Source organism: Streptomyces adustus (assembly GCF_009377175.1).
Lineage (GTDB): Bacteria > Actinomycetota > Actinomycetes > Streptomycetales > Streptomycetaceae > Streptomyces > Streptomyces adustus.
In genome coordinates this window covers 1-24,664 of the sequence record NZ_VJZD01000011.1, presented here as the reverse complement: position 1 = coordinate 24,664, position 24,664 = coordinate 1, and the positions used below count along the sequence as shown (strand labels likewise).

Here is a 24,664-nt window from a genome sequence, read left to right as displayed (position 1 = left end):
GGCGCCCATCTCACCATGGACACCACCGCGCCCTTCGCGCGGGCACTCACCGGCCGTCCCGGCGGCCGACACCCTACGCGGCGCTCTCCCGCCGTTCCCTTCTCCTAGAACCTGTTCTATCTTGACGGTCCGTCAGATCAGGCCGTCGGCCCGGCCCGTCATGGCCGGGGTGCGCGTGGGAGGACAGGGACCGTGGACTTCACCTTCACCGAGGAGCAGCAGGCGGCGGCCGAGGCGGCACAGGGGGTGTTCGCCGGGGTCGCGCCCGACGGGGTGCCCAGCCCCGCACTCACCCGGGGGGCCGCCGTCGCCGACGACTTCGACCGGGCGCTGTGGGCCAGGCTCGCCGACGCGGACCTGCTGAGTCTGCTGCTGGACCCCGCGTACGGCGGGGCCGGGCTGGACGCCGTCGCGCTGTGCCTGGTGCTGCGCGAATCGGCGAAGGCGCTGGCCCGGGTACCGCTGCTGGAGAGCTGCGCGGCCGCCGCGGTCGTACAGGCCTACGGCGGGCCGGCGTCCGGCAGTGCGGCGGCGCCGAAGACCGCGCTGCTCACGGCGGCGGGGCGCGGCGAGATCGTCCTGACCGTCGCCTCGCACGGCCGCACCGGCCACGATCCGGCCGAGCTCGCCGTGACCGCCCGCCGGGACGGTGACACCTGGATCCTCGACGGGGTCCAGACGGCCGTGCCGTGGGCGCACGGCGCGGACTACACGGTCGTACCCGCCCATGTGCCCGCCCACCTGGCCGCGCGCTCCGGAGCCGACCGCGTGGACCCCGACCACGCCGAGCCCGGCCGCACGATCCTCGCCCTGGTCCCGCGCGGTCACGAGGGGGTCGTACACGCCGAGCAGGTGTCCACCACGGGCGAGCGGCTCGCCGAGGTGCGTCTGGAGTCCGCGCGGATCGCGTCGGCCGACGTCATCGACGCCGACGGCGCCTGGGAGTGGCTGCGCGGGCTGCTGACCACGGGCACCTGCGCGCTGGCGCTCGGGCTGGGCGAGAACGTGCTGCGGATGACCGCCGAGTACACCGGCAGACGTGAGCAGTTCGGCTTCCCCGTGGCCACCTTCCAGGCCGTCGCCGTGCAGGCCGCCGACCGTTACATCGACCTGCGGGCGATGGAGGCCACGCTGTGGCAGGCCGCGTGGCGGATCGCGTCGGGTACGCAGGGCGCGCTGCCGACGGCCGGTGACATCGCGGTCGCCAAGATCTGGGCCTCGGAAGGGGTGCGCAGGATCGTGCAGACGGCACAGCACCTGCACGGCGGGTTCGGCGCCGACGTCGAATACCCGCTGCACCGGTACCACGCCTGGGCCAAGCATCTGGAGCTGTCGCTCGGTCCGGCGGCGGCCCACGAGGAGGCACTGGGCGACCTGCTGGCCGCCCACCCGCTCGGCTGACCCCGGGTCCGCGGGCCTTCCGGGACCGCGAGACCCCCGGACCGCTACAGGACGTGTCCGGGCCGGCCCTCGTCCGTCACGACGGGTCGGCCCGCGGCCGCCCAGACCTGCATGCCGCCGTCGACGTTCACGGCGTCGATGCCCTGCTGGACCAGGTACATCGTGACCTGGGCCGACCGCCCGCCGGAACGGCAGACGACATGGACGCGGCCGTCCTGGGGCGCCGCCTCGGTCAGCTCGCCGTAGCGGGCCACGAACTCGCTCATGGGCAGGTGCAGCGCTCCTTCGGCGTGGCCCGCCAGCCACTCGTCGTCCTCGCGGACGTCCAGCAGGAAGTCGCCGTCCTTGAGGTCCGTGACCTCGACCGTGGGCACACCAGCTCCGAAACTCATGCCACCGACGCTACCCGAAGCGCCTCGAGTCCCGACCGGGGCTACCCGAGCAGCTCGGCGAGCTCCGCCTCACGTGCGGCGACATCGGCCAGGAGCTTCTCGGCGATCTCGTCCAGCAGGGCGTCGGGGTCGTCCGGAGCGAGCCGCAGCATCTCTCCGATCGCGCTGATCTCCAGCTCCCGCGCGAGGTGCGTGAGCATCTCCTTGCGCTCGGCCAGCCACTCCAGGCGGGCGTAGAGCTCCTCGCTGGGGCTGGGGGCCCGCTCTGCGGGCGCCGGACCGGCCGCCCACTCCTCGGCCAGCTCCCGCAGCAGGTTCTCGTCGCCACGGGCGTAGGCGGCGTTGACCCGGGTGATGAACTCCTCGCGCCGTCGGCGCTCGTCCTCCTCCTGGGCCAGGTCCGGGTGGGCCTTGCGGGCCAGCTCGCGGTAGAGCTTGCGGACCTCGTCGCTGGGGCGCACCCGCTGCGGGGGCCGCACCGGCTGGTCCGTGAGCATCGCCACGGCCTCGGGGAACAGACCGTCGCCGTCCATCCAGCCGTGGAACAGCTCCTCGACCCCCGGCATCGGCAGCACCCGCGCCCGGGCGTCCTGCGCCTTGCGCAGATCCTCGGGGTCGCCGGTGCGGGCGGCCTTGGCCTCCGCGATCTGCGCTTCCAGCTCGTCGAGCCGGGCGTACATCGGGCCGAGCTTCTGGTGATGGAGGCGCGAGAAATTCTCGACCTCCACACGGAAGGTCTCCACCGCGATCTCGTACTCGATCAGCGCCTGCTCGGCGGCCCGTACGGCCCGCTCCAGCCGCTCCTCGGGCCGTGCCTGCTCAGCTTCCGGGGTCGTCACCCGAACAGCGTAGGCCACGGTCGGGCCGGTCCGGTTCCACAGGGCCGCGACAGGCCGCCCGCACCCGGTTCCCGGCAGGGGCCCGGCGGCCCACGCGGAGCGTTCCGGAACGGCGGACGGCCTCACACACGACCGCCGCCGGGCTTCACACGCCCGCCGGCCCTCACACACGGCCGCCGCCGGGCCTCACCCGCCCGCCGGGCGGCCTCGCGTGCGTCCCCGCCCGCCCGGCCTCACACGCCCGTCTCCGCCGGGATGCGGCCCGTCCGTACCGCCGCCACCAGCCGGGCGTGGTCCGCCTCCGTGCGGTCGGCGTAGGCGACGGCGAAGGTGCCGATCGCTTCGTCCAGCTCCTCGTTCTTGCCGCAGTAGCCCGCGATCAGGCGCGGGTCGGCGCTGTGCGAGTGGGCGCGGGCCAGCAGGGCGCCGGTCATCCGGCCGTAGTCGTCGACCTGGTCGGCGGCGAGCGCGGCCGGGTCGACGCTTCCCTTGCGGTTGCGGAACTGCCGGACCTGGAAGGGTCGGCCCTCGACCGTCGTCCAGCCCAGCAGGATGTCGCTGACGACCTGCATCCGCTTCTGGCCGAGGACGACCCGCCGGCCCTCGTGCTCGACCCGGGGCACCTCGAACCCTGCGCTCACCAGGTGCGGCACCAGGGCCGACGCCCGCGCCTCCTTCACCTGGAGGACCAGGGGCTCGCCCCGATGGTCCAGCAGCAGCACCACGTACGACCGGGTGCCCACACTGCCGGTGCCGACGATACGGAAGGCGACGTCGTGCACCGCGTGCCGGGCCAGCAGCGGGAGGCGGTCCTCGGAGAGCGTGCCCAGGTACGGCTCCAGAGCCGCGGCGACCGCCGCGGCCTCGGCGTCCGGGACGCCCCGCAGCACCGGGGGCGCGTCGACGAAGCGGCGGCCGCCGTCCGCGGTCGGTTCGGTCGACTTGGCCGCGAAGCGCCCGCTGGTGTTGGCCCGCGCCTTCTCGGAGACCCGCTCCAGGGTGCCGAGCAGGTCATGGGCGTCGGTGTGGGAGACCAGTTCCTCGTCCGCTATGGCGTTCCACGCGTCCAGCACCGGAAGCTTGGCCAGCAGGCGCATCGTGCGGCGATAGGCGCCCACCGCATCCCGTGCCGCCTTGCGGCAGGTGTCCTCGTCGGCGCCGGCCTCCCGGCCCGCGAGCACCAGCGAGGCGGCGAGCCGTTTGAGGTCCCACTCCCAGGGGCCGTGCACGGTCTCGTCGAAGTCGTTGAGGTCGATGACCAGGCCGCCGCGGGCGTCGCCGTACAGACCGAAGTTCGCGGCGTGCGCGTCGCCACAGATCTGCGCGCGGATCCCGGTCATGGGCGTACGGGCCAGGTCGTACGCCATGAGACCCGCCGAACCCCGCAGGAACGCGAACGGGGTGGCCGCCATCCTGCCCACCCGGATCGGTGTGAGTTCCGCGATACGGCCCTGGTTGGACTCCTCCACCGCGGCGACCGCGTCGGGCCGTGACGCGTCGAGGTCCAGCTCGGCGTGGGCCGCGCGGGGCACCCGGCGCCGCAGCGCCTTCCCCTCCTCCTTGGGCGACCCCTCGACGGGCCACGCGGCGAAGCCGCGCACGGTGGACAGCCGCCGGGCCACCACCGGCGCCACCTGCTCCGTCGGCGGTTCCTGCGCCACCGCCCGGTCCGACACCGCCGAACGCGCCGACTGCCCCGGCACCACCGGTTCCACGCCGGACTCCGCGGCCCCGACGGCCTCCGCCGACCCGGCGGACCCCACCGGCTCCGCCAACTCCGCACCGACCTCGGTCATGACGACCGCCTCCCCCGCACCCGCGCACGAATTTCCATGAACATCAATGCGTGCTGACCGTACCGCCGGTGGCCGAAACGCGTCAGACCCTGTGGACAACCACCCGCAGAACACCCACTCCGGGCGCCGGGCGGGCCGGCCCTCGGCTCCCCTCGCCTCCGGCGCTCCGGCCGCCTCAGCCGGCTCGGCCCGGCTCAGGCGCCTCGGCTCCGAGCGCCGCCCAGCACCGTCCGGTACCAGGGGGCGTACCGGGAGAAGGACTCGGCGAAGTCCGGTCCGGGCGCGGCGGCCAGGTCGGACCGAAGCGGCCCGCCGTCGAACCAGTGGTCGGTGACGAGCATGTCGAGCGCGTGCCGCAGACGCGGTTCGCCGTGCAGCAGGTTCCGGGCCTGGTGGACGGTCAGATCCCGCTCGGGCCAGGGCAGTCCGGCACAGTCGGCCACCGCCCGCAGCAGGTCCCGGACGGTCACCGGCTCCACGGGGGCGACGTGGTAGACGGACGCGGTCAGGTTCCGTCGCGGGGCGAGGCCCGTCAGGACCGTCAGACGGGCCAGGTCGTGCACGGAGACCGCGGACAGCCGCGCGGGCCAGCCCTCGACCGTGCCGGGCAGGGCGCGCAGCAGGCCGCTGAGGCCGGGGACGAACCAGGTGTCGCCCGGACCGTGGACGAGATGCGGGCGGAGCACGATCCCGTCCGCGGCGAGCACGGCGTCCTCGGCGACGGCCCGGGTAGCCGAGGTCGGCGACTGCGGGTTGCGGGCCAGGTCCTGCGGCCGGGCCCGGCGGTAGGTGCCCCGCCCGTAGACGGACGCGGTGCTGACCTGGACGATGCGGGACACCCCGGCCCGGCGGGCTTCGTCGACCAGGGCCCGCGTACCGCGGGCGTTGACGCGCTCGTTGTCCTGCGGACTGCCGCCGATCCGCGCCGCGCAGTGCAGCAGCACGTCCACCCCGGCACACACTCCGCGCAGCGAGCCGGGCTCGGCGAGGTCGGCCTCGAAGGTCATGGGCGCCCGCGCGCCGGGCGGCGGCTGTCCGACGGGGCCGGGCAGCGGCCTGCGATGCAGCATCAGCCGCAGGTCCACGCCCAGGCGGCGGGCCTCGTCGGCCACGTGATGGCCGACGAACCCGGCCGCTCCGGTGATCAGGACGGTGGGTGACACGGAACTCCCCGGAAGAGACGTAGAACTCCCCTGCGGAACACTGCGGAACACTGCGGAACACAGAATGCCCTCCGCCGGGCACCGGGCCGGGACGGCAGGATCTTCAACTCTCCAGGCCCCAGGAGCACTTCACACCGTCCACGGCCCTCCCCGTCGACGGTCGGCCCGGCCGAAGCGCCCCCGGACCGGCCAAGTCCCGCCCCACGGACACCCCGTCACGGTCACTCCGGGACGCGACCCGGACACGGAACGCACCCATCGGCGTCATGAGGCCCGGTCAAGGGTCCCCGTCCGCAAGAAGCAACCCTTCCGGGCACTGAGACCTTCCTCACAATCCGCCCGCGGTCCGCGAGAACGGAACGAGTGAAGATCCACACCGGGGATCGGACGACCGGCGACCCCGAGCCCACGGTTCGGAACCCGCACTCTCCTGCCGCCGGCCCCGGTCGAATACTCCGGCCCGGCAACGGCCCCCGTGTTTCTGCCCACATACGCGAAACGGCCGGTACCTTAATCGGTACCGACCGTTTCGTCTGGTGCGCGAGGGGGGAGTTGAACCCCCACGCCCTTGCGGGCACTGGAACCTGAATCCAGCGCGTCTGCCTATTCCGCCACCCGCGCATTGGGTGCGTCTTCCGGTTCCGTTCCTTTTCGGTGCGGCGCCTTCCGACATGCAGAACATTAGCACGCGGTCGGGGGTGCGTTCACATCCCTTTCCCCTGGGCAGGCGGTGAGCAGCGGCACAACCGGGTACGACGGGGCCGCCGCGGCTACGTCTCGACACGTATCGGTTCACGTATCAACCTCGTACCGGTACCGGGCGTCTGACCGGGAGCCGGTCAGGGTGCACAGTCGGGTGCGGGACACTGGTCTGCGGCCCCCTCTACGATCCTGGGCAAGAGGAGTTCGAAGGGGAGTTCCGCAGGGAAGCTCGCAGGCGTCGACACCCGTCGACCGAGCCGACAGGGGGAACCAGCCGATCGAGCAGCGCGTGGATACGATCAGTAAGCAGTACGAGCAGTACAAGCACCGGACAAGGCACAGGCACAGGCACAGCGGCAACGACGGAGGAGGTGCCCCATGGGAGTCCTGAAGAAGTTCGAGCAGCGCCTCGAAGGTCTGGTCAACGGCACCTTCGCCAAGGTCTTCAAGTCCGAGGTCCAGCCCGTGGAGATCGCCGGCGCGCTCCAGCGCGAGTGCGACAACAACGCCACGATCTGGAACCGCGACCGCACGGTCGTCCCCAACGACTTCATCGTGGAGCTGAGCACGCCCGACTTCGAGCGCCTCAGCCCCTACTCCGGCCAGCTCGGCGACGAGCTCGCCGGCATGGTGCGCGACTACGCCAAGCAGCAGCGCTACACCTTCATGGGGCCGATCAAGGTCAACCTGGAGAAGGCCGCGGACCTGGACACCGGCCTGTACCGGGTGCGCAGCCGTACGCTCGCCTCGTCCAGCAGCCAGCAGGCACCCCAGGGCCCCGACCCGTCCGCGAGCGGCCGGCGTCCGGGCGGCCAGGGGTACCCGCAGCCCGGCGCGGGCGCCGCGCCCCCCATGCCGGCCGCACCGCCGCCCGGCGCGGGTCCGCGCCCCGGTGGCTACGGCTACCCGCAGGCGGGCCAGCCCGGCGGCGCGGCCCACGGCGCGCGCACCCGCTACTGGGTCGAGGTCAACGGCGCGCGTCACCAGATTTCCCGCCCGACCCTGGTGCTGGGCCGCAGCACCGAGGCCGACGTGCGGATCGACGACCCCGGCGTATCCCGCCGGCACTGTGAGATCCGGACCGGAACGCCCTCGACGATCCAGGATCTCGGGTCCACCAACGGCATCGTGGTGGACGGGCAGCACACCACCCGCGCTACGCTCCGCGACGGCTCGCGGATCGTCGTGGGCAGCACCACCATCATTTACCGGCAAGCCGAAGGGTGAAGCGGGGGCAATGTCAGAGCTGACCCTCACGGTCATGCGGCTGGGTTTCCTGGCCGTACTGTGGCTGTTCGTGATCGTGGCCGTGCAGGTCATCCGCAGCGACCTCTTCGGTACGCGTGTCACCCAGCGCGGAGCGCGGCGGGAGGCCGCCCGGCCTCAGGCGCAGACCGCCCGGCAGGCGGCGGCGCCTCCGCAGCAGCGCCAGCAGGCCGCCGCCGGCCGCCAGCGCCGCAACGCCCCCACCAAGCTGGTGGTGACCGAGGGCACCCTCACCGGTACCACCGTCGCGTTGCAGGGCCAGACCATCACCCTGGGCCGGGCGCACGACAGCACGATCGTGCTGGACGACGACTACGCCTCCAGCCGCCATGCCAGGATCTACCCGGACCGGGACGGTCAGTGGATCGTCGAGGACCTGGGCTCCACCAACGGCACGTACCTCGACCGGAGCCGGCTGACGACTCCCACGCCGATTGCGCCGGGTGCGCCGATCCGCATCGGCAAGACCGTCATCGAGCTGCGGAAGTAGTGCTACATCATGAATAGGCGCGAGCGGAGCGAGCACGCAGGCGCGGTCCACACCCCGGACCCCGGCGCGCTCCCGACCGGAGGGTGGGCACCGTGCGGATGTATCCGGAGCCGACGGGCGAGGTGCGCATGAGTCTCTCACTGCGCTTCGCCGCCGGATCGCACAAAGGCATGATCCGAGAGGGCAACGAGGACTCCGGCTACGCCGGTCCCCGCCTGCTCGCCATCGCCGACGGAATGGGCGGCGCCGCCGCCGGTGAGGTCGCCTCCTCCGAGGCGATCTCCACCATCGTCGCTCTCGACGAGGACATCCCCGGCTCCGACGTCCTGACCTCGCTCGGCACCGCCGTCCAGCGGGCCAACGACCAGCTGCGCGCCATGGTCGAGGAGGACCCCCAGCTCGAAGGCATGGGCACCACGCTCACCGCCCTGCTGTGGACCGGCCAGCGACTGGGCCTGGTCCACGTGGGCGACTCGCGCGCGTACCTGCTGCGGGACGGCGTCCTCACCCAGATCACCCAGGACCACACCTGGGTGCAGCGCCTGGTCGACGAGGGCCGCATCACCGAGGAGGAGGCGACCACGCACCCGCAGCGCTCGCTCCTCATGCGCGCGCTCGGCAGCGGCGAGCACGTCGAGCCCGACCTGTCGATCCGCGAGGTCCGGGCCGGCGACCGCTACCTGATCTGCTCCGACGGGCTGTCCGGCGTCGTCTCCCACCAGACGATGGAGGACACCCTCGCCAGCTACCAGGGCCCGCAGGAGACCGTGCAGGAGCTGATCCAGCTCGCGCTGCGCGGCGGCGGCCCCGACAACATCACCGTCATCGTCGCCGACGTCCTCGACCTGGACACCGGTGACACCCTCGCCGGGCAGCTCTCCGACACCCCGGTCGTGGTCGGCGCGGTCGCCGAGAACCAGAACCAGCTGCACGACAACGGCATCATGCAGACGCCCGCCGGACGCGCCTCCGGCCTCGGCCGCCAGGTGCCCGGACAGGGCGGCGGCGGCGAGTTCGGCCCGCCCGGCTCGGGCGACACCACCGGCTACGTCCCGGCCGGCAGCTTCGACGACTACACGGACGACGACTTCGTCAAGCCCGGCAAGAGCCGCAGGTGGCTGAAGAGATCCTTCTACAGCGTGCTGGCTCTCGCCGTGATCGGCGGCGGCCTGTACGGCGGCTACCGCTGGACGCAGACGCAGTACTACGTCGGCACCAAGGGCGAGCACGTGGCCCTGTACCGCGGTATCAGCCAGGACCTGGCGTGGGTCTCGCTGTCGAAGGTGGAGAAGGACCACCCCGACATCGAACTCAAGTACCTGCCGCCCTACCAGCAGAAGCTGGTCCAGGCCACGATCGCCGAAGGCAACCTGGGCACCGCCCAGAAGAAGATCGACGAACTGTCGGTCCAGGCCTCCGCGTGCAAGAAGGAAGCACAGCGCCGCACCGCCGAAAGCGAGAACAGCGCCAAGACGGGCCAGGGCGAGGCCGGCGGCACCACGGGAACCACCAGCACCTCCCGCACGTCCAAGGCATCGCCGTCGCCGAACGCGTCGGCATCGACGTCCCCGACCCCGTCCAAGTCCGCGACCGCCACTCCCAGCCCCGGCCCCAGCCTCTCGGAGGAGGAGCAGAAGGTCGTCTCGCTGTGCGGTAAGCAGTAGGCAAGCCGTGAGAGGCCCCGTCACACGATGAGCAGTACTACCAACTCGCCGACGCACCACACGTCCACGATCGGCTCGATCGGCACCCCGAGCCGACGCAACACCGAGCTCGCGCTCCTGGTGTTCGCCGTCGTCATCCCGGTGTTCGCCTACGCCAACGTGGGCCTGGCCATCGACGACAAGGTGCCGTCCGGCCTGCTGAGCTACGGCCTCGGCCTCGGCCTGCTGGCCGGCGTCGCCCACCTCGCCGTACGCAAGTTCGCCCCGTACGCGGACCCGCTGCTGCTGCCGCTGGCCACGCTGCTGAACGGGCTCGGACTCGTCGTCATCTGGCGGCTGGACCAGTCCAAGCTGCTCCAGTCGATCAAGCAGGCAGGCACCGCCGCGCCCCGGCAGCTGCTGTACACCGCCATGGGCATCGCGCTGTTCATCGTGGTCCTGGTCTTCCTCAAGGACCACCGCGCGCTCCAGCGCTACACGTACATCTCCATGGTCGGCGCCCTGTTCCTGCTGCTGCTGCCGCTCGTACCCGGCCTCGGCCAGAACATCTACGGCGCCAAGATCTGGATCTCCGTCGCCGGCTTCTCCATCCAGCCCGGAGAGTTCGCCAAGATCGTTCTGGCGATCTTCTTCGCCGGCTATCTGATGGTCAAGCGCGACGCGCTCGCCCTGGCCAGCCGCCGCTTCATGGGCCTGTACCTGCCGCGCGGCCGCGACCTCGGCCCGATCCTGGTCGTCTGGTTCATCTCGATCCTGATCCTGGTCTTCGAGACCGACCTCGGCACCTCGCTGCTGTTCTTCGGAATGTTCGTCATCATGCTGTACGTCGCCACCGAGCGGACCAGCTGGATCGTCTTCGGTCTGCTGATGTCGGCGGGCGGCGCGGTCGGCGTGGCGAGCTTCGAGCCGCACGTCCAGCAGCGAGTCCAGGCCTGGCTCGACCCGATGAAGGAGTTCGCCCAAAGCCGTAAGGGCATCCCGGGCCACTCCGAGCAGGCGATGCAGGCCCTGTGGGCGTTCGGCTCCGGCGGCACTCTCGGCACCGGCCTCGGCCAGGGCCACTCCGAGCTCATCCGGTTCGCCGCCAACTCCGACTTCATCCTCGCCACCTTCGGCGAGGAACTCGGCCTGGCCGGCATCATGGCGCTGCTGCTGATCTACGGCCTGATCGTGGAACGCGGCGTGCGCACCGCCCTCGCCGCCCGCGACCCGTTCGGCAAGCTGCTCGCCATCGGCCTCTCCGGCGCCTTCGCGCTCCAGGTGTTCGTCGTCGCCGGCGGTGTGATGGGTCTCATCCCGCTGACCGGTATGACCATGCCGTTCCTGGCGTACGGCGGTTCCTCCGTCATCGCCAACTGGGCCCTGATCGGCATCCTGATCCGCATCAGCGACACCGCGCGCCGTCCGGCTCCCGCCCCCGCCTCCAACCCCGACGCCGAGATGACCCAGGTGGTCCGCCCGTGAACAAGCCCCTGCGCCGGATCGCGATCTTCTGCGGCCTCCTGGTCCTCACCCTGCTCCTGCGCGACAACTGGCTCCAGTACGTGAAGGCCGACACCCTGGCCTCCGACACGGACAACCGTCGCGTCAACATCACGCGTTACGCCAGCCCGCGCGGCGACATCATCGTCGGCGGCAAGGCCATCACCGGCTCCGTCGAGTCCGGCGACAACGACTTCAAGTACAAGCGCACCTGGAAGGACGGCGCCATGTGGGCGCCGGTCACCGGGTACTCCTCCCAGGCCTTCGGCGCCACCCAGCTGGAGAAGCTGGAGGACGGCATCCTCAGCGGCACCGACAACCGGCTCTTCTTCCGCAACACCCTCGACATGATCACGGGCAAGAAGAAGGAGGGTGGCAGCGTCGTCACCACCCTCAACGCCGCCGCCCAGAAGGCCGCCTACCAGGGCCTGGGCAACAAGAAGGGCGCCGTCGCCGCGATCGACCCGGCCACCGGCAAGATCCTCGCCCTGGTCTCCACGCCTTCGTACGACCCGTCGGCCTTCGCCGGCACCTCGGGCAGCGACGAGAAGGCCTGGAACAAGGTCCAGAAGAAGAACAACGCCGACGACCCGATGCTCAACCGGGCGCTGCGCGAGACCTACCCGCCGGGCTCCACCTTCAAGGTCGTCACCGCCGCCGCGGCGCTGGAGAACGGCGTGGTCTCCGGCATCGACGACCCCACCAAGACGCCGGACCCGTTCAAGCTCCCGCAGACCAGCACCAACCTCACCAACGAGCACGGCGGCTGCGAGAACGCCAGCCTGCGCGAGGCACTGCGCGTCTCCTGCAACACCGTCTTCGCGAAGATGGCCGACAACGTCGGCAACCAGAAGATGATCGAGCAGGCCGAGAAGTTCGGCTTCAACAACGCCAAGCTCGACACCCCGGTGCGCGCCGCCGAGAGCATCTACCCCGAGGACAACCGCCCGCAGAACGCCCTCGACGGCATCGGCCAGGGCTCCAACCGGGCCACCCCGCTCCAGATGGCCATGGTCGCCTCGGCCGTCGCCAACAACGGCAAGCTGATGCAGCCGTACATGGTCGACCAGCTGCGCGCCTCCAACCTCGACGTCCTCGAGACGAACGAGCCCAAGGAGCTCTCCCAGGCCATCTCCTCCGAGACCGCCCAGAAGCTCCAGCAGATGATGGAGACGGTCGTCAAGACCGGCACCGGAACCAAGGCCCAGATCGACGGCGCCACCGTCGGCGGCAAGACGGGTACCGCCCAGCACGGCCTCAACAACAGCGAGAAGCCGTATGCCTGGTTCATCTCGTACGCCAAACTGTCGGACGGCAGCACTCCGGTCGCCGTCGCCGTCGTCGTCGAGGACGGCGCCGCCAACCGCGGTGACATCACCGGTGGTGGTCTCGCAGGTCCGATCGCAAGGGACGTGATGAAGGCAGTCATCGACAGCAAGAAGTGACCCCGCTCACGTCCCCCTCACATCGGTGCACGTTGCGATACCGGTCCTGTATCGGGTGACGGGCTAGGCCAGGTCACACAGACCGATCCGGGTACGGTATGCCCGGACGACAGCCTCCGACCGCACAGACGTGCGGGTCGGGACCGACGGAGAGGGCTGGTAGGTAGCTATGGAAGAGCCGCGTCGCCTAGGCGGCCGGTACGAGCTGGGCCATGTGCTCGGCCGTGGTGGCATGGCGGAGGTCTACTTCGCGCATGACACCCGGCTCGGACGCACGGTGGCGGTGAAGACGCTGCGCGCAGATCTCGCGCGTGATCCGTCCTTCCAGGCCCGGTTCCGCCGGGAGGCCCAGTCGGCCGCCTCGCTCAACCATCCCGCGATCGTCGCGGTCTACGACACGGGCGAGGACTACATCGACGGGGTCTCGATCCCGTACATCGTCATGGAGTACGTCGACGGCTCCACTCTGCGCGAGCTCCTGCACAGCGGCCGCAAGCTGCTGCCCGAGCGCACGCTGGAGATGACCATCGGCATCCTCCAGGGCCTGGAGTACGCCCACCGCAGCGGCATCGTGCACCGTGACATCAAGCCGGCCAACGTCATGCTGACGCGCAACGGCCAGGTCAAGGTCATGGACTTCGGTATCGCCCGCGCCATGGGCGACTCCGGCATGACGATGACCCAGACCGCGGCCGTCATCGGCACGGCCCAGTACCTCTCGCCGGAACAGGCCAAGGGCGAGCAGGTCGACGCCCGATCCGACCTGTACTCCACCGGCTGCCTGCTGTACGAGCTGCTGACCGTCCGGCCGCCCTTCGTGGGCGACTCCCCGGTCGCGGTCGCCTACCAGCACGTCCGGGAGGAGCCGCAGTCCCCGAGCGTCTTCGACCCCGAGATCACGCCGGAGATGGACGCGATCGTCCTCAAGGCACTGGTCAAGGACCCCAACTACCGCTACCAGTCCGCCGACGAGATGCGCGCCGACATCGAGGCCTGCCTCGACGGCCAGCCGGTGGCGGCCACCGCGGCGATGGGCTCGGTCGGCTACGGCGGCTACGGCGACGACCAGGCGACGACCGCCCTGCGCGCCGACGGCGGCGCCACCACGATGATGCCGCCCATGAGCCCGGGCAACGGCGGCGGCTACGACTACGACGACCGCCCCGACCGGCGCCGTCAGAAGAAGAACAACACCTCGACGGTCCTGCTGGCGGTCGCGGCCGTCCTGGTCCTCGTGGGCGCCATCCTGATCGGCAAGTGGGCGTTCGGCGGCGGTGGCGCGGGCAACGACACCCTCAGCATGCCCAGCTTCGTCGACCAGACGGTCGCCCAGGCGCAACAGATGGCGGACAACGCCGACCTGAAGATCGCCATCACCAAGAAGGCCTGCGAGAACACCGAGACCGGCAAGGTCTGCTCGCAGGACCCGACGGCGGGCACCGAGGTCAAGAAGCAGTCCACCGTCAACCTGGTCGTCTCGACCGGGGCGCCGAAGGTGGCGGTGCCGAACGTCGTCGGACAGAAGCTCGACGACGCCAAGAGCACCCTCGAGTCCGACAAGTACCAGTTCAACGTCAAGACCAAGGAGAAGGTGTCCTCCCTTGAGGCGGGCACCGTCCTGGAGCAGGATCCGGAGCTCGGCAAGGAGGTCGAGAAGGGCTCCACGATCACGCTGACGGTCGCCAAGGCCGAGGAGCGGTCCACCGTCCCGGACGTCCTGGGCAAGGGCTGTGACGACGCAGTGGCCCAGATGCAGGCCAGCGACCTCACCGGCAACTGCACCGAGGTGGAGGTCGACGACCAGAACCAGGTCGGCAAGGTCATCTCGACCACCCCGGAGCGCGGCACCCAGGTCGACAAGGGCTCCACGGTCCAGATCCAGATCGGCAAGGCCAAGCAGCAGCAGCAGGTCGTGGTCCCGAACATCCAGGGCCAGAAGCTGAAGGACGCCAAGCAGATGCTCGCGCAGGTGGGCCTCAACGTCGGCAACATCCAGGGATCCCGGGACGACGACGCCATCGTCTTCAGCTCCGACCCCGGCCAGGGCAACACGGTCCAGACCGGCACGACGGTCAACCTGATCGCCGTGAAGCAGGGCAACAACGGCGGCTTCCTCGGTGGCGGCAACGGCTGACGGCAGGACCGCCGCGAACGGCAACCGCACCACGGCGACGGCCCCCGACCGAGATCACTCGGTCGGGGGCCGTCGCCTTGCCCGTACTGCCGTCGCGCCAGGGGCTGCGTCAGCGCCGCCCCTGCGCCCGGATCCGCGTCAGCTCAGTTCCTTCGGCGGGGTGCGCTTGCCGTCCACGGCGTCCACCCGCACCAGCTCGCCCCACACCACGTACCGGTAGCGGCTCGTGTAGACCGGCGTGCAGGTCGTCAGCGTGATGTAGTGGCCCGCCTTCTTCTTCCCCGACTCCCGGGGGACGGACCCGAGGACCTTGACGTTGTACTTCGAGGTCTCGGGGAGAATCGCGTAGACCTTGTAGACGTACCATTTGTCCTTGGTCTCGAAGACGATCGGGTCGCCTTCCCTGACCTTGTCGATGTTGTGGAACTTCGCCCCGTGGCCGTCGCGGTGGGCGGCCAGCGCGAAGTTGCCGGCCTTGCCGGACGTGGGCAGCGTGGCCTTGACCGGATCGACGTAGTAGCCGGCGACACCGTCGTTGAGGACCTTCGTCGACGTGCCCTTCTCGACCAGGACCTCGCCGTTCCTCATCGAGGGCACGTGCAGGAAGCCGATGCCGTCGCGGGTGTCGAGCGCACCGGGGCCGGTGTCCTGCCCGGCGGCCCAGCCGTCGCGGACCTTGTCGCCCTCCTTGTGCGCCGCCCGGTCGGCGACGACGTTCGTCCACCACAGCGAGTAGACGACGAACAGACCGAGCACCAGGCCCGCCGTGATGAGCAGTTCACCGAAGACGCTGACGGCCAGGGCGATCCGGCCCCGGCCCCGGTTCTGCGGCGTCGGCCCCGACTCGGGCACGGCGGTGTGCTCTTCGGTCTCATCGGCGGTCGCTGCCACTGTTTCCTCTGCCCTTAACTGACGAGCGCATCCGGCTTGCCCTTGCTGCGCGGCCGTACCTCGACCATCTTGCCCCAGACGATCAACCGGTACTTGCTGGTGAACTCCGGCGTGCAGGTCGTCAGGGTGATGTAGCGGCCGGGCCCGGTGAAACCCGACCCGGCGGGAACGGGGTTGATGACGGTGGTGTTGCTCGGCGACGTCACCGGCAGCATCGAGGTCATCTTGTAGACGTAGTACGTGTCCTGGGTCTCGACCACGACCTCGTCGCCCGCCTGGAGCCGGTTGATGTACCGGAACGGCTCACCGTGCGTGTTGCGGTGGCCGGCGAGCGCGAAGTTGCCCGTCTTCGCGTCGGGCATCGCCGTCTTGAGCGGGCTCTCGCCGTAGTGCCCGACCATGCCCTTGTCGAGCACCTTCTTGTTGCTGACGCCCTCCGCGATCGGCACGACGACGTCCAGCTTGGGGATGTGCAGGATGGCGAAGCCCTGACCCGGCGAGAACGTGCCCGGCGCCCGCTTCCCGCTCGCCCAGTCCTGCTGGAGGCTGCTGGCCTCCTGGCCCGCCTGGGCGTGGGCCCGCACGTTCGTCCACCACAGCTGATAGGTGACGAACAGCAGCATCAGCACACCGGTCGTGATGAACACCTCGCCGATGGCCCGGCTGGCGACCACGGCCGGGCTGGACTTGCGCGCCCGCGCCTGCTTGCGTGCCTCGACCCGGGACAGCGGTGCACGGGGTCCGGACGCACTCGACGGTGTACCGGCCTCGGGTGCGCCGCCGCCATGACGCCCACCACGGCGCTTGGCGGCCTTTCTGCGGGCCGCGCGGCCGCCCGGGGTGGCTGGTGTGGCGGACGAGGCTACTGAGGCCGCAGAAGCCGATACAGACCCACCGGCCCCCATGAGTGACGGATCGGGCAGCCGCAACGCGACGGTCTCGTCGTCGAGGGGGCGTCCGTACGACGCGCCGTCGTACCGGTCCCCGAGCGCGGTCACGCCGTGGCCCTGCCCACCACCGGGGCGAGCCCCGCCGACCTCGCCACGGCACCCGCGTAGCCGCACTCGACCAGCCAGTTGGCCAGCATCCGGTGGCCGTGCTCGGTCAGCACCGACTCGGGGTGGAACTGCACGCCCTCGACCGGGAGTTCCCGGTGGCGCAGCCCCATGATGATGCCGTCGCGGGTGCGGGCCGTGACCTCCAGCTCGGCCGGCACCGTGGCCGGCTCCGCGGCCAGCGAGTGGTACCGGGTCGCCGTGAAGGGGGACGGCAGGCCGGCGAAGACGCCCTTGCCGCCGTGCTCCACCGGCGAGGTCTTGCCGTGCAGCAGTTCCGGCGCGCGGTCGACCACGCCGCCGTACGCCACCTGCATGGACTGCATGCCCAGACAGACCCCGAAGACCGGGACACCGGTGGCGGCGCAGTGGCGCACCATCTCGATGCAGACCCCGGCCTCCTCGGGCGTGCCCGGGCCGGGGGACAGCAGCACCCCGTCGAAGCCGTCCTGTGCGTGCGCGGTCGACACCTCGTCGTTGCGCAGGACCTCGCACTCGGCGCCCAGCTGGTACAGGTACTGGACCAGGTTGAAGACGAAGCTGTCGTAGTTGTCGACGACGAGAATGCGCGCGCTCACTGGTTGTCCACCGTCACATCGTTGAAGGGCAGCAGCGGTTCGGCCCACGGGAAGACGTACTGGAAGAGGACGTAGACCACGGCCAGAACCAGCACGATCGAGATCAGCGCCTTGACCCAGGCGTTTCCCGGCAGCTGCCGCCAGATCCAGCCGTACATGCCGTCCCTTCCCCTCGTACCACGGCACCAGACTCACGCCGCACGGCACCAGACTAACGGCGCAGCGCCTCGGGTTCGCCTGCCTCCACGGGCTGTGTGGAGTCCAGGTGCGCCCACACGATCAGCCGGTGACTGTGCCCCCACTCGGGATCGCACGTGGTCAACGTCAGATAGCGGCCCGCACGCGTATACCCGGACTTACGTGGCACAGGGGCGATCACCTCAACGTCCGTGGGCACGGTTTTGTAGGGCCCTTTGTCGATCCGATACGTGAACCAGGTGGTTCCGTCCGTCAGCACCACCGCGTCCCCCGGGCGCAGCCGCGGAAAGTCCTTGAACGGATCACCGTAGGTACGCCGGTGACCGGCCACGGAGAAGTTGCCCGTCTGCCCCAGCCGCGCGGTGCCCGCGTAGTGGCCCAGCCCCTTCTTCAGGGTGGCGGTGGCGGTGCCCTCCAGGACCGGCTTGTTCCACGTGAAACCGAGCCGGGGTATGTACATGATCGCGAAGGGTCTGCCGCTGCGGTACGCCGTCGGCGTCGGGGCGGGGGAGGCGGCGGCACCGGGAGCCGCCGACGGCCGGACGTTCCCGTGCGCCCACTCCTGCCGCAACTGGTCGATCTGGTGGTCCATGACCCGGTCGGCCTTCACCCCGGTCCAGAACAGCACGTAGACGACGAAGAGCACGATCACCGTGCCCACGGTGATGCAGAGCTCGCTCACGATCCTGACGATCACACGCACCGACACAGGGCCCCCCGGCGGCCGCTCTACTCCAGGTGCTTCTACCCCACAGGCTTCGCGTAGTGCAGATCCACTGTGCCCGAGTAGCCGGGCAGAGTCACCGTGCCGTTCTCGGTGACTTTCCAGCCGAGCCCGTAGACGTTGACGTACACCATGTAGTTCTGGATCGCCGGTGCCTCGGCCAGGGCCTTCTGGAGCTTCTCCGGGTCACCGACGGCCGTGATCTTGTACGGCGGCGAGTAGACCCGGCCCTGGAGGATCAGGGTGTTGCCGACGCAGCGCACGGCACTGGTGGAGATCAGCCGCTGGTCCATGACCTTGATGCCCTTGGCGCCGCCCGCCCACAGGGCGTTCACCACGGCCTGGAGGTCCTGCTGGTGGATGACCAGATAGTCGGGCTGCGGCTCGGGGTAGCCGGGGAGCTTGGCCGTCGCGTCCGGCGGGGCGTCGTTGAGGGTGACCGTGATCGCCTCCCCCTTGAGCTTCCGGGTCCCGGCCCGCTTCTCCAGGGCCGTGACCTTCGCGTCCTCCGTGGCGGTGCTGCCGTCGTCGCCCGCGGCGAGGGACTCGACGTCGTTGCGCAGGGTCGCGTTGGACTCGTCCAGCTGACCGTTCTTGCGGCTGCGCTCCTGGATGAGGTCGGACAGCTTCAGCAGCGAGGTGTCCGTGCGGATGTTGGTGCCCTTGGCCGTGTTGAAACTGGTGAAGAAGAGCAGCCCGGCCAGCGCGAAAACGGCCACCGTGAGCACCCGCACGGGTCGGAGTCCGCCCCGGCGGTGGTCAGGACTGGATTCGGTCCCGGGAGAGTCGGCAGAATTGCTCAACGTACCCTTATCTCCTTCGACGCCACGGAAGCACTACGCTAACGGACGCCCGGGGGAGCGCTAAGAGTCCCCTTGTACGCTGCCCCGAGCCAGCCCCAGTTCCCTGCGCGGCCACGCAGCGCATCGACAGGAGAGACCCTCGTGCCGAAGTCACGTATCCGCAAGAAGGCCGACTACACGCCGCCCCCGGCGAAGCAGGCGACCGCCATCAAGCTCAACAGCCGTGCCTGGGTCGCGCCGGTCATGCTGGCCATGTTCCTCATCGGCCTCGCCTGGATCGTCGTCTTCTATGTGTCCGACGGCTCCCTGCCCATCGACAAGCTGGACAACTGGAACATCGTGGTTGGTTTCGGCTTTATCGCGGCGGGATTCGGCGTCTCCACCCAGTGGAAGTAGGGCCGTCCGGGGCTCTGCCCACGGCTATCCGCTGAGTTATCCACAGCTGTTTTCCACAGTGGGGAAAAGAACGACGATCTGTGGATAACTCATCGAGGGTTGACGCCGGTGTGACGGAAACACTCATCGTCGAAAGCTTGTTCGCCCCCTGCTTGACCTGCGAGAACACGGGTCAGTGACAGGGGGCACAGCTGTTCCCGCACCATGTGCACAAGATCCGCCACACGCTGTGGACAACCATCCGCTCAGGTGAGCTGGAACGTCCTCAACAGCGTCACGCCCACAACGACGGCCAGCGCCAGCGCACAGCTGCCGTACTGCACCAGCGCACGGTGCCGGCGCGGCGCGTGGACCATGGCATAGCCGATGGCGACACCGGCGACGAGGCCGCCGAGGTGCGCCTGCCAGGCGATGTTCATGCCCGGGCCGAAGGTGAAGAGAAGGTTGATCACCAGCAGGGCGATCATGGGGCGCATGTCGTAGTTGAGCCGGCGCATGAGCACCGCCATCGCGCCGAAGAGGCCGTAGATCGCGCCGGAGGCGCCGAGCGAAGGCTGGTTCGGCGCAGCGATCAGATAGCAGAGCGCGCTGCCGGCCAGTCCGGAGACGAAGTAGAGCGCGAGGTAGCGGACCCGGCCGAGGGCCGCCTCCAGGGGGCCGCCGATCCACCACAGGCTGAGCATGTTGAACAGGATGTGGATATAGCTGCCGTGCAGGAACATCGAGGTGAGCAGCCGGTACCACTGGCCCTGGGCGATGCCCTCGACGGAGTGCAGCAGCGGGACGTAGGCCTGGCCGAGGAGCTCGAACCGTTCGCTGAAGCGGTCACCGAGGACCTGCTGGAGCAGGAAGAGAGCCAGGTTGACGCCGATCAGCACCTTGGTGGCGAGCCGCGGATCGGCTGCGACGGCGCCGCCCGCGACGGTGCGGGGCCGGGCCGCGGCCGCGCCGGCGCCGGATTCGCGGGCGCAGTCGGGGCACTGGAAGCCGACCGAGGCGTTGACCATGCACTCGGGGCAGATCGGGCGCTCGCAGCGGGTACAGCTGATTCCGGTCTCACGGTCCGGGTGCCGGTAGCAACCGGGCAGACTCTGGGCGTCCTGCCGACTGCCGCGAGCCTGGTCCATGACATCCCCTAGGTCGTCGTATGCAATGCCTTGCCCCGCTCATCCTTACGGACGAGCGGGGCATAAGGTTCCCTGCCTCGACGTCAGCCCTGGCGGGTCTCGACGACGACCGACTCGATGACGACCTCGTTGACCGGGCGGTCGGTGCGCGGGTTCGTCTGGGTGGAGGCGATGGAGTCGACGACCTTCTGGCTCGCCGCGTCGGTGATCTCACCGAAGATGGTGTGCTTGCGGTTCAGCCAGGCCGTCGGCGAGACGGTGATGAAGAACTGCGAGCCGTTGGTGCCCGGGCCGGCGTTGGCCATGGCCAGCAGGTAGGGCTTCGAGAACTGGAGCTCCGGGTGGAACTCGTCCTCGAACTGGTAACCGGGGCCGCCGGTGCCGTTGCCCAGCGGGTCACCGCCCTGGATCATGAATCCACTGATCACCCGGTGGAAGACCGTGCCGTCGTAGAGCCTGGCCGTGGACTTCTCACCCGTCTCGGGGTTGGTCCACTCACGCTCGCCCCGGGCGAGCTCGACGAAGTTCTTGACCGTCTTGGGCGTGTGGTGCGGGAAGAGCCGAACCTCGATGTCGCCATGGTTGGTCTTCAGGGTGGCGTAGAGCTGCTCGGCCACGGTCTGCCTTCCGTTGTCTTCCTGTGACTGTCCGAATCCTCGCACGGCCCGGGCGGCGCGACGCCCGACGACGCCTTCCGGGCGGACATCCGGGTACTTGCTTACGGAAAACGGGACCAGTACTTCCACGACACGGGCACTCGACAACGATCCGTGGCATTGTCGACGACAAGCTCATGTTCTTCGCATTCATCCGCTATTGCACTAGATCAACAACCAAGGCGTTCTTGATCGGAAGTGATCCCAGGTCGGACGGTATGACCCGGATGCCCGTCCGCGCATGCCCCGGCGCCTGTCGGCAGGCATGATCCGTAAAAGGGTGGAAAGCCGAATTACCGTACGCCACCGAGGAGGAGGAACCCGTGACCCGCATCGACAGCGTGCGCGCCGCGACCGAGACGGCGAAGGACAGCGTGCTGCACGCCGCGGAAGTTGTGGCGCCCTACGCCGACACGGCCAAGGAGAAGGCCGCGTACTACGCATCCGAGGCCCGCGTACGGCTCGCGCCCAAGGTGTCGCAGGCCGCGGAGCAGGCCCGCGTCCAGTACGACGCCCACCTGGCACCCCGGCTGGAACAGGCCCGCGCCCATGTGCCGCCCAAGGTCGACCAGGCCGCCCAGGAGGCGGCGATCCGCACTCGCGAGGCCGCCCGGCAGGCCGCCGACTACTCCCGCCCGAAGATCGAGCAGGCCGTGGCGGCGGCCGGCCCCGTCAAGGACGAGGCGGCCGCACGCAGCCTCGCCGCGCTGGCCGCACTGCGCGGCCAGGTGACCCCGAAAGAGATCCAGCAGCTGGCCCGCAAGCACAAGCGGCGGGCGAAGGCCGGGCGGGCCCTGAAGGTGATGGCCGGTCTGACCGTCCTGGCGGCCTGCGCCTTCGCCGCGTGGAAGTGGTGGGACCGGCAGGCCAACCCGGAGTGGCTCGTCGAGCCGCCGGCCGCGACGGACGCACCCGAGTCGAATCGGCTGACGTCGGTGGACGGCAGCCAGTCAGCGCTCGATCCCGAAGTACAGGCCAAGGAGGCCGAGGAAGAGGCGGCGGACCGCGAGGACCGCGGCTGACGCCGGCCGGGCCGAGTATCGCCGAGGGGCGGAGAACCTGGTGGCTCTCCGCCCCTCGGCGATGTTTCACGTGGAACCGCGGAAGCGTGTTTTGCGGTGACGTTTGCAACGCACCGACTCTCCACAATCCCCACACGTTTCCTTGACGCAACGCACCCGTCCGGTCACGCGGCCGCGCGGATGCCGTTTCACGCAAGGCCGCCGCCTCGGAGCGGGTTCACCGAGGCTCCCCGGCCGCATCCGCCGGGACGGTCGGCCGACGCCACTCTCCGCGCATATTTGCGCAAAGAACTGCAACGCCCCAGGCCCGTTTCCGGATCGCCCGAGTGACACACGTCACGGAACACGCAAAAGACCGGCCGGACACCTGTGAGGTGTCCGGCCGGTCCGTTCTGTGGAGCCTAGGGGAGTCGAACCCCTGACATCTGCCATGCAAAGACAGCGCTCTACCAACTGAGCTAAGGCCCCGGAAGCAAGGCGTCCGACCGGAGAAACCACATCCCGGTGGGCGCCGCAGACCAGACTACCGGTTCATCCCGGGTATCTCGCAAAAAGTTGGGGGGTCCCCGTGGGCGACCACTCTCCGTAAGATGCTCGACGTGGTTCGCTACAGCGAACCGCCGTTTTTTGGGGAAGCGATGGGGAGACGCAATGGACGCCGCACAGCAGGAAGCGACCGCGAGAGCGCGGGAACTTCAGCGGAACTGGTACGGGGAGCCGCTGGGGGCACTCTTCCGTAAGCTCATAGAAGACCTGGGCCTCAACCAGGCCCGTCTGGCGGGGGTGCTGGGCCTGTCCGCGCCGATGCTGTCCCAGCTGATGAGCGGTCAGCGGGCGAAGATCGGCAATCCGGCCGTGGTGCAGCGGGTCCAACTGCTCCAGGAACTTGCGGGGCAGGTCGCCGACGGCAGCGTCAGCGCCGCCGAGGCCACCGAGCGGATGGACGAGATCAAGAGGTCACAGGGGGGCTCGGTGCTCAGCAACAACCACACACAGACGACCGGCAGTTCGGGTGCGCCCACGGTCAAGCGGGTGGTCCGGGAGATCCAGTCGCTGCTGCGGTCGGTGGCCGCCGCCGGCGACATCATCGAGGCCGCGGACACCCTCGCCCCGACCCACCCGGAGCTGGCAGAGTTCCTCCGGGTCTACGGCGCCGGCCGCACCTCGGACGCGGTGACGCACTACCAGTCCCACCAGAGCTGACGCCGACGGCCCGGTGACCGAAGGGGGTTCGGGGACCGGGCCGACGCCCTGAGGGGGCACGCGGAAACCGCCTGAAGGGGCACGCGGAAGCCGTCGCACCCACCGTGGGAGGAGTCGTCGCCCCTGCCGCGGGGGAGGGCAAGAGGGAACGCCTCAGGGGGAGGAGCAGCGCACAGCCATGGGTGAGGTCTTCGCCGGCCGGTACGAACTGGTCGACCCGATCGGACGCGGCGGGGTCGGCGCCGTCTGGCGCGCCTGGGACCACCGCCGACGCCGCTACGTGGCCGCCAAGGTCCTCCAGCAGAGCGACGCGCACTCGCTGCTGCGCTTCGTGCGTGAGCAGGCGATGCGCATCGACCATCCCCATGTGCTCGCACCCGCCAGCTGGGCCGCCGACGACGACAAGGTCCTGTTCACCATGGACCTGGTCGCGGGTGGTTCGCTGGTCCATCTGATCGGCGACTACGGCCCGCTGCCGCCGTCGTTCGTCTGCGTCCTGATCGACCAGCTCCTGGCCGGACTGGCCGCGGTGCACGCGGAAGGCGTCGTGCACCGCGACATCAAACCCGCCAACGTGCTGCTCGAAGCCACCGGAACGGCCCGGCCCCGGCTGCGGCTGTCCGACTTCGGCATCGCGATGCGGCTCGGCGAACCCCGTTTGACGGAGACCAACCTCGTGGTGGGGACGCCCGGTTACCTCGCGCCCGAGCAGCTGATGGGCGCGGACCCGGACTTCACGGCCGACCTCTTCGCCGTGGGGCTGGTCACGCTGTATCTGCTGGAGGGCGCCAAGCCCGACGCCAAGGCGCTGGTGCAGTACTTCGCGGCGCACGGGACGCCGGGAGCGCCGGTGGGCGTTCCCGAGCCGCTCTGGCAGGTCGTGGCGATGCTGTTGCAGCCGGACCCGCAGGCCCGGTTCCGTACGGCCACGGGAGCCCGCAAGGCGCTCGGCGCGGCCGCCGAGCTGCTGCCGGAGCCCGGCCTCGACGACGACCTGATCGAGATCTTCGACCAACTCGGTCCGCTCCCCGCGGGGTTCGGACCCGACGGACCCCACGGGCCACCGCCGTCCCCGAGACCCCGGCCGCCACGGCCCGCCTCCGCCGCCCTGGCGGAGGCGGGCACCGCCCCCGACCCGGGCACTGCTCCGGACCGGAGCACCGCCACCGGTCCGGCGGGCGGCACGCCGGACGAGGCGCACAGCACCGGCACCACGGTCCGCGCGGCCGCCCCGGAC

At 70.1% G+C, this 24,664-nt stretch carries 22 protein-coding genes, 2 tRNA genes and 1 pseudogene; 11 read left to right on the top strand and 14 right to left on the bottom strand.

Annotation, left to right across the window (positions count from 1 at the left end):
- The first annotated feature begins 192 nt into the window (after positions 1-192).
- A complete protein-coding gene (locus tag FNH09_RS04640) occupies positions 193-1,401 on the top strand; it encodes an acyl-CoA dehydrogenase family protein (protein ID WP_162468113.1) in 1,209 nt (402 codons plus the stop codon).
- 44 nt (positions 1,402-1,445) lie between these two features.
- Here the strand turns inward: FNH09_RS04640 and FNH09_RS04635 are convergent, their stop codons facing one another.
- From FNH09_RS04635 to FNH09_RS04615, 5 genes are all read right to left on the bottom strand, one after another.
- Positions 1,446-1,775, bottom strand: a complete 330-nt coding sequence (locus tag FNH09_RS04635) for a rhodanese-like domain-containing protein (protein ID WP_162468123.1) — start codon at positions 1,773-1,775, stop codon at positions 1,446-1,448.
- Between the two features lie 59 nt (positions 1,776-1,834).
- Positions 1,835-2,632 carry a hypothetical protein gene (locus FNH09_RS04630; RefSeq protein WP_162468112.1) on the bottom strand — a complete coding sequence of 266 codons (798 nt, stop codon included), beginning with the start codon at positions 2,630-2,632 and terminating at the stop codon, positions 1,835-1,837.
- A gap of 233 nt (positions 2,633-2,865) precedes the next feature.
- A complete protein-coding gene (locus FNH09_RS04625; RefSeq protein WP_238426456.1) occupies positions 2,866-4,428 on the bottom strand; it encodes a DUF2252 domain-containing protein in 1,563 nt (520 codons plus the stop codon).
- A 194-nt stretch (positions 4,429-4,622) separates the two neighbouring features.
- Positions 4,623-5,591 (bottom strand): NAD-dependent epimerase/dehydratase family protein, encoded by a 969-nt coding sequence (locus tag FNH09_RS04620; protein WP_162468111.1) that lies wholly within the window; start codon positions 5,589-5,591, stop codon positions 4,623-4,625.
- A gap of 534 nt (positions 5,592-6,125) precedes the next feature.
- Positions 6,126-6,212 (bottom strand) — tRNA-Leu (locus tag FNH09_RS04615).
- A 459-nt stretch (positions 6,213-6,671) separates the two neighbouring features.
- Between FNH09_RS04615 and FNH09_RS04610 the strand changes: the two genes are divergently transcribed.
- From FNH09_RS04610 to pknB, 6 genes are all read left to right on the top strand, one after another.
- Positions 6,672-7,520: an FhaA domain-containing protein gene (locus FNH09_RS04610; protein WP_152885434.1), complete on the top strand. Its 849-nt coding sequence runs from the start codon at positions 6,672-6,674 to the stop codon at positions 7,518-7,520.
- A 10-nt stretch (positions 7,521-7,530) separates the two neighbouring features.
- Positions 7,531-8,049, top strand: coding sequence for an FHA domain-containing protein FhaB/FipA (locus tag FNH09_RS04605; RefSeq protein ID WP_152885433.1), 519 nt, complete (start codon positions 7,531-7,533; stop codon positions 8,047-8,049).
- 128 nt (positions 8,050-8,177) lie between these two features.
- Positions 8,178-9,713 carry a Stp1/IreP family PP2C-type Ser/Thr phosphatase gene (locus tag FNH09_RS04600; protein ID WP_238426455.1) on the top strand — a complete coding sequence of 512 codons (1,536 nt, stop codon included), beginning with the start codon at positions 8,178-8,180 and terminating at the stop codon, positions 9,711-9,713.
- 27 nt (positions 9,714-9,740) lie between these two features.
- Complete coding sequence (locus FNH09_RS04595) at positions 9,741-11,177, top strand: FtsW/RodA/SpoVE family cell cycle protein (RefSeq protein WP_152885432.1); 1,437 nt, start codon at positions 9,741-9,743, stop codon at positions 11,175-11,177.
- Complete coding sequence (locus tag FNH09_RS04590) at positions 11,174-12,640, top strand: penicillin-binding transpeptidase domain-containing protein (protein WP_162468109.1); 1,467 nt, start codon at positions 11,174-11,176, stop codon at positions 12,638-12,640. The genes FNH09_RS04595 and FNH09_RS04590 overlap by 4 nt, the downstream gene beginning before the upstream one ends.
- Positions 12,641-12,809: 169 nt before the next feature.
- Complete coding sequence (gene pknB / locus FNH09_RS04585) at positions 12,810-14,774, top strand: Stk1 family PASTA domain-containing Ser/Thr kinase (RefSeq protein ID WP_152885431.1); 1,965 nt, start codon at positions 12,810-12,812, stop codon at positions 14,772-14,774.
- Between the two features lie 138 nt (positions 14,775-14,912).
- On the opposite strand, the gene FNH09_RS04580 is transcribed toward pknB, so the two are convergent.
- From FNH09_RS04580 to FNH09_RS04555, 6 genes and pseudogenes are all read right to left on the bottom strand, one after another.
- Positions 14,913-15,665 carry a class E sortase gene (locus FNH09_RS04580; protein ID WP_162468108.1) on the bottom strand — a complete coding sequence of 251 codons (753 nt, stop codon included), beginning with the start codon at positions 15,663-15,665 and terminating at the stop codon, positions 14,913-14,915.
- A gap of 14 nt (positions 15,666-15,679) precedes the next feature.
- Positions 15,680-16,729 (bottom strand): class E sortase, encoded by a 1,050-nt coding sequence (locus FNH09_RS04575; RefSeq protein WP_420802736.1) that lies wholly within the window; start codon positions 16,727-16,729, stop codon positions 15,680-15,682.
- Positions 16,660-17,298 (bottom strand): aminodeoxychorismate/anthranilate synthase component II, encoded by a 639-nt coding sequence (locus FNH09_RS04570; protein ID WP_162468107.1) that lies wholly within the window; start codon positions 17,296-17,298, stop codon positions 16,660-16,662. Before FNH09_RS04570 ends, FNH09_RS04575 begins: the two co-directional genes overlap by 70 nt.
- Positions 17,295-17,505, bottom strand: a pseudogene (locus FNH09_RS47530) (hypothetical protein). Before FNH09_RS47530 ends, FNH09_RS04570 begins: the two are co-directional and overlap by 4 nt.
- Positions 17,506-17,509: 4 nt before the next feature.
- A complete protein-coding gene (locus FNH09_RS04560; RefSeq protein ID WP_162468106.1) occupies positions 17,510-18,199 on the bottom strand; it encodes a class E sortase in 690 nt (229 codons plus the stop codon).
- A 41-nt stretch (positions 18,200-18,240) separates the two neighbouring features.
- The gene (locus FNH09_RS04555; protein WP_152885427.1) at positions 18,241-19,023 is read right to left on the bottom strand and encodes a DUF881 domain-containing protein; all 783 of its coding nucleotides are present in this window, start codon (positions 19,021-19,023) and stop codon (positions 18,241-18,243) included.
- A gap of 141 nt (positions 19,024-19,164) precedes the next feature.
- On the opposite strand from FNH09_RS04555, the gene crgA reads away from it, so the two are divergent.
- Entirely contained in the window at positions 19,165-19,419 is a 255-nt protein-coding gene (crgA, locus tag FNH09_RS04550) for a cell division protein CrgA (protein ID WP_162468105.1), read from the top strand.
- A 245-nt stretch (positions 19,420-19,664) separates the two neighbouring features.
- Here the strand turns inward: crgA and FNH09_RS04545 are convergent, their stop codons facing one another.
- Together FNH09_RS04545 and FNH09_RS04540 are read right to left on the bottom strand one after the other, a co-directional pair.
- Entirely contained in the window at positions 19,665-20,546 is an 882-nt protein-coding gene (locus FNH09_RS04545) for a rhomboid family intramembrane serine protease (protein WP_152885426.1), read from the bottom strand.
- 83 nt (positions 20,547-20,629) lie between these two features.
- Positions 20,630-21,163 (bottom strand): peptidylprolyl isomerase, encoded by a 534-nt coding sequence (locus FNH09_RS04540; RefSeq protein ID WP_162468104.1) that lies wholly within the window; start codon positions 21,161-21,163, stop codon positions 20,630-20,632.
- A 362-nt stretch (positions 21,164-21,525) separates the two neighbouring features.
- Between FNH09_RS04540 and FNH09_RS04535 the strand changes: the two genes are divergently transcribed.
- Positions 21,526-22,224 carry a DUF5324 family protein gene (locus tag FNH09_RS04535; RefSeq protein WP_162468103.1) on the top strand — a complete coding sequence of 233 codons (699 nt, stop codon included), beginning with the start codon at positions 21,526-21,528 and terminating at the stop codon, positions 22,222-22,224.
- A 395-nt stretch (positions 22,225-22,619) separates the two neighbouring features.
- On the opposite strand, the gene FNH09_RS04530 is transcribed toward FNH09_RS04535, so the two are convergent.
- Positions 22,620-22,692, bottom strand: a tRNA-Ala gene (locus FNH09_RS04530).
- Positions 22,693-22,875: 183 nt separating this feature from the next.
- Here FNH09_RS04530 and FNH09_RS04525 point away from each other — a divergent pair.
- Positions 22,876-23,427 (top strand): helix-turn-helix domain-containing protein, encoded by a 552-nt coding sequence (locus FNH09_RS04525; RefSeq protein WP_152885425.1) that lies wholly within the window; start codon positions 22,876-22,878, stop codon positions 23,425-23,427.
- 178 nt (positions 23,428-23,605) lie between these two features.
- Positions 23,606-24,664, top strand: a 1,059-nt coding sequence (locus FNH09_RS04520) for a serine/threonine-protein kinase (RefSeq protein WP_238426454.1), incomplete at its 3' end; no start/stop codon positions are given.

Excerpts from the sequence above, each read along its gene's own strand:
- FNH09_RS04625 (WP_238426456.1), bottom strand. The coding sequence starts at position 4,428 with ATGACCGAGGTCGGTGCGGAGTTGGCGGAGCCGGTGGGGTCCGCCGGG.
- FNH09_RS04610 (WP_152885434.1), top strand. The coding sequence starts at position 6,672 with ATGGGAGTCCTGAAGAAGTTCGAGCAGCGCCTCGAAGGTCTGGTCAAC.
- FNH09_RS04605 (WP_152885433.1), top strand. The coding sequence starts at position 7,531 with ATGTCAGAGCTGACCCTCACGGTCATGCGGCTGGGTTTCCTGGCCGTA.
- FNH09_RS04600 (WP_238426455.1), top strand. The coding sequence starts at position 8,178 with ATGAGTCTCTCACTGCGCTTCGCCGCCGGATCGCACAAAGGCATGATC.
- FNH09_RS04595 (WP_152885432.1), top strand. The coding sequence starts at position 9,741 with ATGAGCAGTACTACCAACTCGCCGACGCACCACACGTCCACGATCGGC.
- pknB (WP_152885431.1), top strand. The coding sequence starts at position 12,810 with ATGGAAGAGCCGCGTCGCCTAGGCGGCCGGTACGAGCTGGGCCATGTG.
- FNH09_RS04545 (WP_152885426.1), bottom strand. The coding sequence starts at position 20,546 with ATGGACCAGGCTCGCGGCAGTCGGCAGGACGCCCAGAGTCTGCCCGGT.
- FNH09_RS04525 (WP_152885425.1), top strand. The coding sequence starts at position 22,876 with ATGGACGCCGCACAGCAGGAAGCGACCGCGAGAGCGCGGGAACTTCAG.